We start from the raw sequence: 9,018 nt of genomic DNA on the forward strand, positions 1-9,018 counted from the left end.
TAAATTATATGATTTTGAATATACTTAATATAAGGCAAACTGCATATAAATCAGCTATGGAAACATCATTATCACATTAGACTTTGGAAGCCCAATCCATTGAAGTGGAGTTCTAGTTGAAGCTTTCCCGTCGGTAAACCACCCCTTAATTATGGTATCTAATTGTTTTATCAACTCTTTAGAGCCTTCATTTGGTGTATATATTCTATTATCCAAAAAACCATCTCGAACATCCATTCTCGCATACGTGAAAATTTCTGCCAGTTTAATTTTTATATCACCCTCTGTTAATTTTTCCTTGGTCCATCTACTCCTGTCAGAAACCATAACATTTAGACTTGATATTTCCACATGCAATGTTCGTAAATTCAGAGGATTTCTGAGGTCATAAGTAACTTCTTCATATGTTACATTCGTATAGTATGCGTTTCCTATCTTCCTCAAATTAAAGACGCCTGGCGAGGTTGGGATAATATATCTTATATCCTCGGCCCCCTGATTGGCCCCTCCATAATTAAAAGAAGTATTATAAGTATGGTTTGTAATGTTCTCTTCCTTTTTATCATTATCCCATATGCCAATCGTATAGTTAAACGAATAGTTCCCGGTCAAAGAGTTAGGCCCATTTTCAAACCCAATCACTGCCTGGTGGTAACTGACGTTAGCATTGGGATTCTCATAAATAAGTTGACTGACTGCTAACCCGGCAGACATTGCACTTTGCTCCCAGGCACCGATACGGGCTCCTTCACTAACGGCAGTGCTGCCACCATGAACACCATCATGAAATCCATCGAACCCGCCATTGTTCCTCCCGATGCCACTATTATTGGCGCCACCGCCTCCACCTCCATCCGACAAGAAATAATTTCCTGTAATTCCATTATATAATTGGTCCAGTACAAAATCCCATTGGGCCTGGCTCAGGTTGCCTAGCGGATCATTCATCATCACTGGGATATTGTTTGCATATTGATACCCGGTCATGCTTTCAGTAGATTCTGCCATCGGGTCAACACCAGTCCACCTTCCTAAAGCGGCATCGTAGTTCCGGTAAAAGGTCTGGTAATAATCGGGCAGGTTACCAAAGTCGTTCTGCCATTCACTGCCGCCATTGTATAGTAGCTTATTATCGTTGGTCGGCGTTGCTACCGTACTGCCCGGCATGATGAGCCCGAAAGCATAATAACTGTTCTCCTGCCGTACTTTGGCTGCACCGCCCGTACCCGTATTGTCAAAGGTCACCCGTACATTGCCCTGCTGGTCGGCAATGGTATACTCCCTTGTCAGGGTACCACCACTATTTAACACGCGTCCTTCAGGCATAGCGAAATATTGTAAGGTTCCATTCAAATATACAAAACCATCTATATAATCCGTCGTGGCCTGTAAAGTAGCCACACCGCCCACGTTATCATATTGCCGTTTTTTTAACAATGTACCATCCACGCTGTAACTGTAATCAATATAGCGGTTAGCCGAGGAACTGAAATAGATCCTGTCCGTCCGGTTAAGCACATTATGCGCGATGCCCGAAAAGCCTTTATAAGGGTCGGAAGTAAGGTTGCCGTTGCCATCATAGGTATAGCTGCCCGTGCCTCCCGTCAGGTTGCGGAAACCCGCTCCGGTATAGCTGGCTGTTGTACCATCGGTAACTGACAATAACTGGTTAGGATTGCTGCTGCTATAGGTATAAGCCAGGTTATCGATGCCAGTATGCGTGCCTGCGCCCTGTGTGGCGCTATTGCGGTACAGGCTCAGGATGTTGCCATTCTGGTCATAGCTGATCCGGTCCTCGTCCCAGCCATGGGTGGTGTTAAAGGCTCCCGTGCTCGCCGTGGTACGCTCGGCATATATAGCCGCTGTATCCCGGTTCAGGGCATCGTAATAATACCGGAAAGCCCGCTCATAACTGCTGGTGCCGCTGCCGTCCTTGCTCATCCATTTGACCGCTGAAACTTTACCGTTGTAATAAGCGGTATTGCCCAGGTTGGCATCGGTCTTGTCATACAGCAGCTGCAAGCCGAACACATCATTCGCGTCGCTATTGGTCACCCCGGCATCATTGCTCAGCTTGCTGTTATTGATGCTCAGCAGCTGTCCCCGGATATTATAGCGCATATCCACATTTTGCAGGTAGGTGCTGCCACTCACGAAACCCAAACCTTTTTTGATCACCAGGCCCAGCTCATTATACGTATAGGCGGCTACAACGGAAGAACTGCCCCCGTTATATGCCTGGCTAACTGAAGTGACCCGATACCGGTGGTCATAAGTAAAATTGGTTTGTACCGTGATGGTGTAAGGCATAATCGTCCCGGTCACTTTTACTACTTTGCTGATCTGCGGCACACCCGTGAAATCGGGGACGGTCGTTTTGGTGTCCGTCAGGGTCAGTATGCTGGTAAAGTTCAACTGATTATTACTCTGGGTTTGTATGGGGTTACCTCTTTTATCATAAAAAGTAGCCCTGGTGATCCAGGTACCGGCTGCTATGCCGCTACCGATAGTGGCCAGACACGTTACTGTAGGCACGTCCTTCACCGCGGCCGAGGTGGCGGTACCTTCACCGGGCAGGCCCTGGGCCATGTAGCTAAAATTAGGCGTACCATTCATATCCACATCGTAATCATCGTAATAGGCATAGGCCAAAGGCGCGATACTGCTTGAGGGGAAAACCACATTGGTATAATAACCTGTCGAACCGGCTGATGAGCGGCTTTCATACCAGTTGCTGCCATAATTGGCGCTGACCCAGGTTTGCATAACTGTACGACCGATATGCGTGGCATCGGTATAGACACCCTGACTCGCCACCCGGCCTTTGACATCATATTTGATATAATTCCATTGGTTACTTACCCGCATATTAGAGTCCTGCATCAGTACCGGGCGGTTATATGGATCATATATGATCAGCATCTTACCCTGGGAGGGCATGTTTTTTTCTACTGGGCGACCCATGGTATCATAAGTATAGTGAAACACCAGGTTTTTGAGGGGAGCTGTATTCAGGTTATAGCTATTGGTCGCCAGCTTGTTTACCGCCAAGGGCGGGATGGTATAACTCAGCATGCCCGCGTAATTGTATACGTAATAAGTATCCAGGTTACCGCTGGGAAGTACCTGCCTTTTTAAAATGGTCCGGCCGGATGCGTCAACAAAACCCAGCGTTTCGCTGTTGTCCTCATCCTTGCCATCGGTCACGGCCAACGTATTGTTGGCATAATAAGTACCCGCGGTAAAAGTACCGTCAGGGTTCCAGACCAGGATATTACCATCGGTGGCGCTGCTGTTGAAACGGTAGATGACCGTTTTGTAATGCTGACCGCTGGTGGGTTGAAAGCCGTTCCCGGCCATACCTACCTGCAATACGCGTTGTAATGGGCTGTTCTCGAACACCTGCTGGGCATAAGGGTTGGCGTCGGTGGCGATCAGGTATTGCGAGGGCTGGTTATAAAAATTAGGCTGGGCAGTGTTGATGGCTGTAGAACGGTAGCTGCCGGAAGTATCTGTAGCTTGCCCGGCATAGGGTAAATAACTGATGGCCTGCCTGCCCAGGTTATCGTAGGCCATCGGTTGTATGAGGTCGCGTTGGGCAGGGCTGGCTTGCACGGCGATACTTTGTAGCGTACGACCGAAGCCATCACTATAAATCCGGGTGGTCTGCTTTTGTGTATTGGTCAGCGCATACAGCGCCGAGTCGGTGGTGATGCCAGGTACTTTGACATTTTCCTGCTGCATAAAGCCGTGAGGGGTCTGGGCAGACGCTTTTCCAATGCCTGTCAGGAGCAGGATCGTGTATATGATAAAGGTGTAATATAGCTTGCGGTTCATGGTTCGGTCCTCTTGTGATCGTTTAGGTAATGATTATTCGATACCTCCCGAGAAGTGGGAGCAGTCAAAGGTGGATACCTGGAAATCCAGCGTCGTCGCATTGCGCAGGTCAATACTGAACGTATAGGAATTGGAAGAAACCCAGTCTGCGCAGGAATAGACACCAGCCTGCGTACTCAGGACCACGGCGTTATATCCTGCCCCTGTACCGGCATTAAAATGTGTCGCACCGGTCAAATTGATCTGTACCGAGTAATTACCCTGCAATACCTGGCCGCCCTGCAAGGTGCCGCCCGTAAAATTGTAACTGGTGCCGCCACCAACGGGCGTAAAAATGACCGAAGTGATGTTGCCGCCGCTGGTGGTAAAATTGCTGTAGGTGAGCGGAACCAGCATGGGCGATACCGTGATAGTCTTCGGCGCGGTGATGATATTGCCGTACAAGGGTGAATGGATAGTATCCCGCAAGGTATAGGTCCCACTGCCATGATAAGTATGTGTCGGGCTGATCAGCCCTGCGGTCAGCGCTTTGGTGCCATCACCGAAATCCCAGGATACCGTTGTTCCCGCTGCCGCACAGGGATCCGAACCGGTTATGCTGAAAGAGACCGGCGTGGTATTGGTGACGCTGGTATTTCCGTAGATAATGGGTTGATACGTATAATGATCGCCGGCATCTTGGGCTGTAATAAACGTGTTTTTCTGCACGATGTTTTTATCCTGGTCAAAGGCATACAATACCCGGCCCCAGTTGTCATTCTTATAATAGTTCGAGACACCATTCGTATTGGTCGCGGCTATTTTGTAATAGTAAACCGGGTCATAGGTCGCTGTAGCTACACTGGTCACATCCGGGTAAAACAGGATATCGTCAATAGAGATGCTCGTGTTGGAGGTAAAGCTGACTGTGTAGTTGGAGGATAAAGTACTCATAGGTATTTTTAGCTCATAGTATTTCCAGCCACCCGTTGTATAGCTAATGGTGGGATGACTGCTGATGCCGGTCAATGTCAAACTCAGGGTCCCGGACGATGGTGCATTGATCCAGATCGAGAAAATATAATTAGCAGCCGCAGCATTCCGTGTCAATGTTACGGAGCTGACGGTCTGCGTGCCGGAGGTCAGACCCGCGGCATTACCAGCGTGACTGCCCACCGGGCTATAAGAAGCGGTACCCGCGATGGTAAAGCCATAGGGTGTAGCGCTGGGCTGATCGCTGTCAAAATTTTCGTAGGCGACTTCCCCGTATGCGGCGTTATTGAAAACGGCTATAGGTTGTCCGGCAAAATGATGGGGCAGTGTTGTTTTGATATGTTTAAAGTTATCATCCACGGTGAGCGGGAAACCGGTTTTATCATAAGCGGTATAATTGGCCGTACGGACATAGTGGGTCGAATCAAAGTTCAGTACCTGACCAGCTATCGTCATCGGTATAAAACCCGACAGGCCGTCCGGCTGGACCATTTGATATTGGCGGGAAGGCAGGTAAAGGGTCTTGCTTCCTGGTGTTACACCTTTAAGCAGCGTCAGGGCAGCGGATATGGTTTTGGTCGTTCCGGCGCGGGTTACCTGCTGGTAACTTTCTACAGGCGCATTGATATGTTGTTGCTGCAGGTTATAGATCGCCGTTACGTTGGCATTCGTGCCGGAAGCCGCGGTATAATCTTTGACATAACTGATCTTACTGGTCACCACACTACCATCACTGTTGGTTGATTGTTGTTGGGTCAATAGCTTATGGTTCGCGCTGCCGTAGGAATATTGGGTACTGTCCGCCCGGGCCTGCGTCAGCGTCGAAGAATCATATACTTTATTGACCACCTTGGTGGTCAGTTCACCGGTATTATAATAAACGGTGTATTTGTTATAGGCTTTGACCAGCAGGGTACCGTTCACATTATCCTCCACCCGGAAAGCGGCTATAGGTGTTGGGTTAAAGGAGCGCTGATAAGTATAATAGGTTTCGCTTACCTTTTTGGGTGTGGCATCCCCGTTATAGCTGATCGTGCTGAGGGGCAGGCCCCGCTCAAAATCATAATTGGCATTGGGGATAAAAGGATAGGCATACACCCCGTTGCTGACCGGTCCATAAGTAGAGGTGCAATTGGTGCGGGCCACATCATTGATCGTTGGGGTCCAGTCTATCGTGCTACAGCCGCTGCATACCGGGACTGCGCTGGCATCCCAATAGGTAGCTGGTACGCTGTAGCGGTATACGGTACTGCCGGCCCCGGTCTGGCTGAATTTGACGTATTCATACATAATGGTATGGTCTTCTTCGGAGAGATCATGTGAAGAGAGGACGCTGGCACTGGTCCATAAGGCCAGCCCGGTATTGGCCCCGCCGTAGGGAATCGTAAAACTAAATTGCGGCAGGGATAGGGGCTTACCGCTGGAAGTGCCGGAAGAAGGATTGGTATACGCATAATTACGGATGACATTATTGGTAGAGCCGGTACCAACCGAATCAATGATCTGTTTTACCCGGATACCCCCACCCTGTACAGTCGTAGCAGAGGGGACATCATAATAGTCGTTGGGTTCATAGATGATATTCGAGTTCCCTTTTTCGGCCGTAATGACTTTGGTCAGCGATCCCGCGGCTATATTGGCCGGATCAACAGCACGGCTAACCCCGCTGAGAGTATACGTATAGGCGGTGCCGGGCGACGCGGAAGCCCTGACCAGGTAACGCGGATAAGTCGCTGTCGATGGGTTGACATAGATGGTTGGCAGTCTCGAGGTGCTGCTGCCGGGAGCAGTCGTATAATAGCCCCAGTAATCATACTTGTTTTGCGAAGAGTCGGGCAGCGTGGTTGTATAGGAACTACCTGTAGCGGTTTCCCCTGCATAGGCGAACTGGTAATTCACCGGTGACCCGCACACGGGCTCATCGTACGTCCTTAAGAACTTACGGGTAAATCCGGTGGGGGAATAAACAACATCACTATACCCAAACAGGAAATACCGGGCTGTTTGTCCTCCATTCTGTAAGGCAATAGAAGAAATTACAATTTGCCCGGCTGTAGTAACCGCCCAGTTAAAGTTGAGCTGTGTTGGAGATACCCCGTACGCGCTGTATACCTGGACCGACAGAAGAATATAAGGTGTATTGGTTTCGCTTACTCGATATTGTACCGCGGCAGATGTTGCACCTGAGACAAAAAGGGCTACCGTATCCGTGATTGCCTTGGATGGTGCGGGTGTCGTGTAATTTAAAATAATTGCATTGCCACTGACATCGGTCATGTTGATCAAGCTCCAGGTGTCATAATAGGTAATGCCGTACTGGTATTGCAGGTATTTGTTCTTCAAATAGACATTGGTCCCGGCGATCGTTTTCCGGGTCACTTTGTTATTGGCGGGAAAAGCATCGATATCATTGCCAAAAAGATAGGAGATCCCTTTATCATTGGTAATGGTAAAGGAAGTGATCAGGTGAGATGCGGGATCGGTCAGGTAAGTGATCGTCAGGTCCTGATAATTCACCGGCTTGAAGGTATTACTGACCCGGTCATAAAGAAGCTGACAGGATAAGCCTGGTGCATTAACATAATACCGGTCGGGTTCAGAATCATTCCGGTAAGAAAAATGACTATTGATATAGCTGATATCCGTGGTTTCATTCGCGCATGTACTGCCATTATTGGCGATGGTAAAACCGGCGATACTGTTGGCCGCCGTATCCAGGCTGCTCATCCAGCCGAGCCGCGGATTGCCCGCGTCGTCTTTGGTGACATCATCAGGCAGACCCTTTACTACTCTGGACACCTGTCCGCCTACTTTCAACTGCCAACCCATACCGGCTGAACTTTCCACGTCTTTAGTCTTGATGCCGTCGCCATAATAACTCAGGCTGACCGGCAAGGCCATTTGCCCGGCGCTCATCGTGTAAACCGGAATATTAACCGTGGAGGCCCCCGTCAGCGGGTTTACACTGACCATGTTCTGCGCCGAAACTACGGTGCTGATTAATGAAAACCCAATCGTGAAAAAAGAAAGTAAATTTTTACCCATGTTAGAGTTGATGAAAAGTTCAGGTACTACGATCTAAGTTCTGAAAAGAACACCCGCAAACAGGTGCATTCGCGGGCTTGTGGAAGGTGATAAACCTTTTGTCCTCAGCAACTTGAATCAATCAATAATAATCATATTATTTAAGTTTTAATACACTACCAGGCATATTATTTTCAATTAACTTTTGATTAGAATATATTACATGGGAGGTAATTCAATTGTGCTCTGATTTGATATATTTTCTTAAAACGATCAATAAAATATCCCTGTCCATATCAGGAAGGAACCGCAAAAAAGTATGCTACACTGCCGGTTATGCAGAGGTGTCATTTTTTTACTCAAAAGGGGCTTCATTATAATATCAATGAGCACACCATTTCATTTTCACTGCTTAGGCACCCAAAGCGCAAGGCGGATGAAATGTAAAGGCCGAAGCACAGCTAAAAAACAAATTAAAATGCTTCGCTTGTACAGCCTTTACATTTCATCCGCCGGTCGCTACCTTTGCCGGTCGCGGTGAAATGGGATCGTATTTTTCGGCGGCGGGAAAGGCAGGTGTGTTATAAGGAACGAATTTCACTCCCGCCAGCGGCAGCTAGGCTGACGGCGCCATAAGCCCGGCGCGATAGCGTGAGGTGCAATAAAGCCGCCTGCCGTTACTGCGTGGTATACATGTCGCTTAACTTTTCAGCAGCAGGGTCGGGAAATGCGAAATCAACCTCCTGCCATTGCCGCTGAGTGTAAGCACCTTAGCTGTCGCCGCCACTCTTACCCACTATCTCATATCCGTTTTACCGTCATTTTTAAACTATTACCATCGCCCCTGCGTTAATCCACGGCTTTGCTTACGACTTTGTTCTATTTCTTCCTGTAATTTTAGTTCCCGCTTCAACTCCTGTTTTTCTTGCCGCTTTTGCTCCTGCTCCTGTTTTTCCAGTTTCTTTATTTCAAGCCGTTGTCCATAATCACCATGCTTTAAAGTATTGGAATAGATAAACGTTTCTTTGAGTTCGCGGTCATAATCAAATGCCTGGTCAAATGTTCGTTCGGCTGCTTGTTTGAAAGCTACGCGGTCAAACTGGCCTACTTTCAGACTGTGTGCCGCATTCTTGCCCCGTGAATTATTTAAAGGGCTTAAACGGATACTATCGGTAATATCTTTGC

Annotated in this window: 3 protein-coding genes; all 3 read right to left on the reverse strand. The window is 48.3% G+C overall.

The features are described from left to right. Positions 1-54 precede the first annotated feature (54 nt). Positions 55-3,837 carry a DUF6443 domain-containing protein gene (locus BLR84_RS14670; protein WP_090469175.1) on the reverse strand — a complete coding sequence of 1,261 codons (3,783 nt, stop codon included), beginning with the start codon at positions 3,835-3,837 and terminating at the stop codon, positions 55-57. 33 nt (positions 3,838-3,870) lie between these two features. Beyond that, a complete protein-coding gene (locus BLR84_RS14675; RefSeq protein WP_090469178.1) occupies positions 3,871-7,854 on the reverse strand; it encodes a PKD domain-containing protein in 3,984 nt (1,327 codons plus the stop codon). Between the two features lie 811 nt (positions 7,855-8,665). Next, positions 8,666-9,018, reverse strand: a 353-nt coding sequence (locus tag BLR84_RS30060; protein ID WP_255366949.1) for a DUF5712 family protein, incomplete at its 5' end; no start/stop codon positions are given.

Source organism: Mucilaginibacter sp. OK268, assembly GCF_900103125.1.
Classification (GTDB): Bacteria; Bacteroidota; Bacteroidia; order Sphingobacteriales; family Sphingobacteriaceae; genus Mucilaginibacter.

What these genes read in the sequence shown, in the direction of transcription:
- BLR84_RS14670 (WP_090469175.1), bottom strand. Translation starts at nt 3,837, where the DNA reads ATGAACCGCAAGCTATATTACACCTTTATCATATACACGATCCTGCTC.
- BLR84_RS14675 (WP_090469178.1), bottom strand. Translation starts at nt 7,854, where the DNA reads ATGGGTAAAAATTTACTTTCTTTTTTCACGATTGGGTTTTCATTAATC.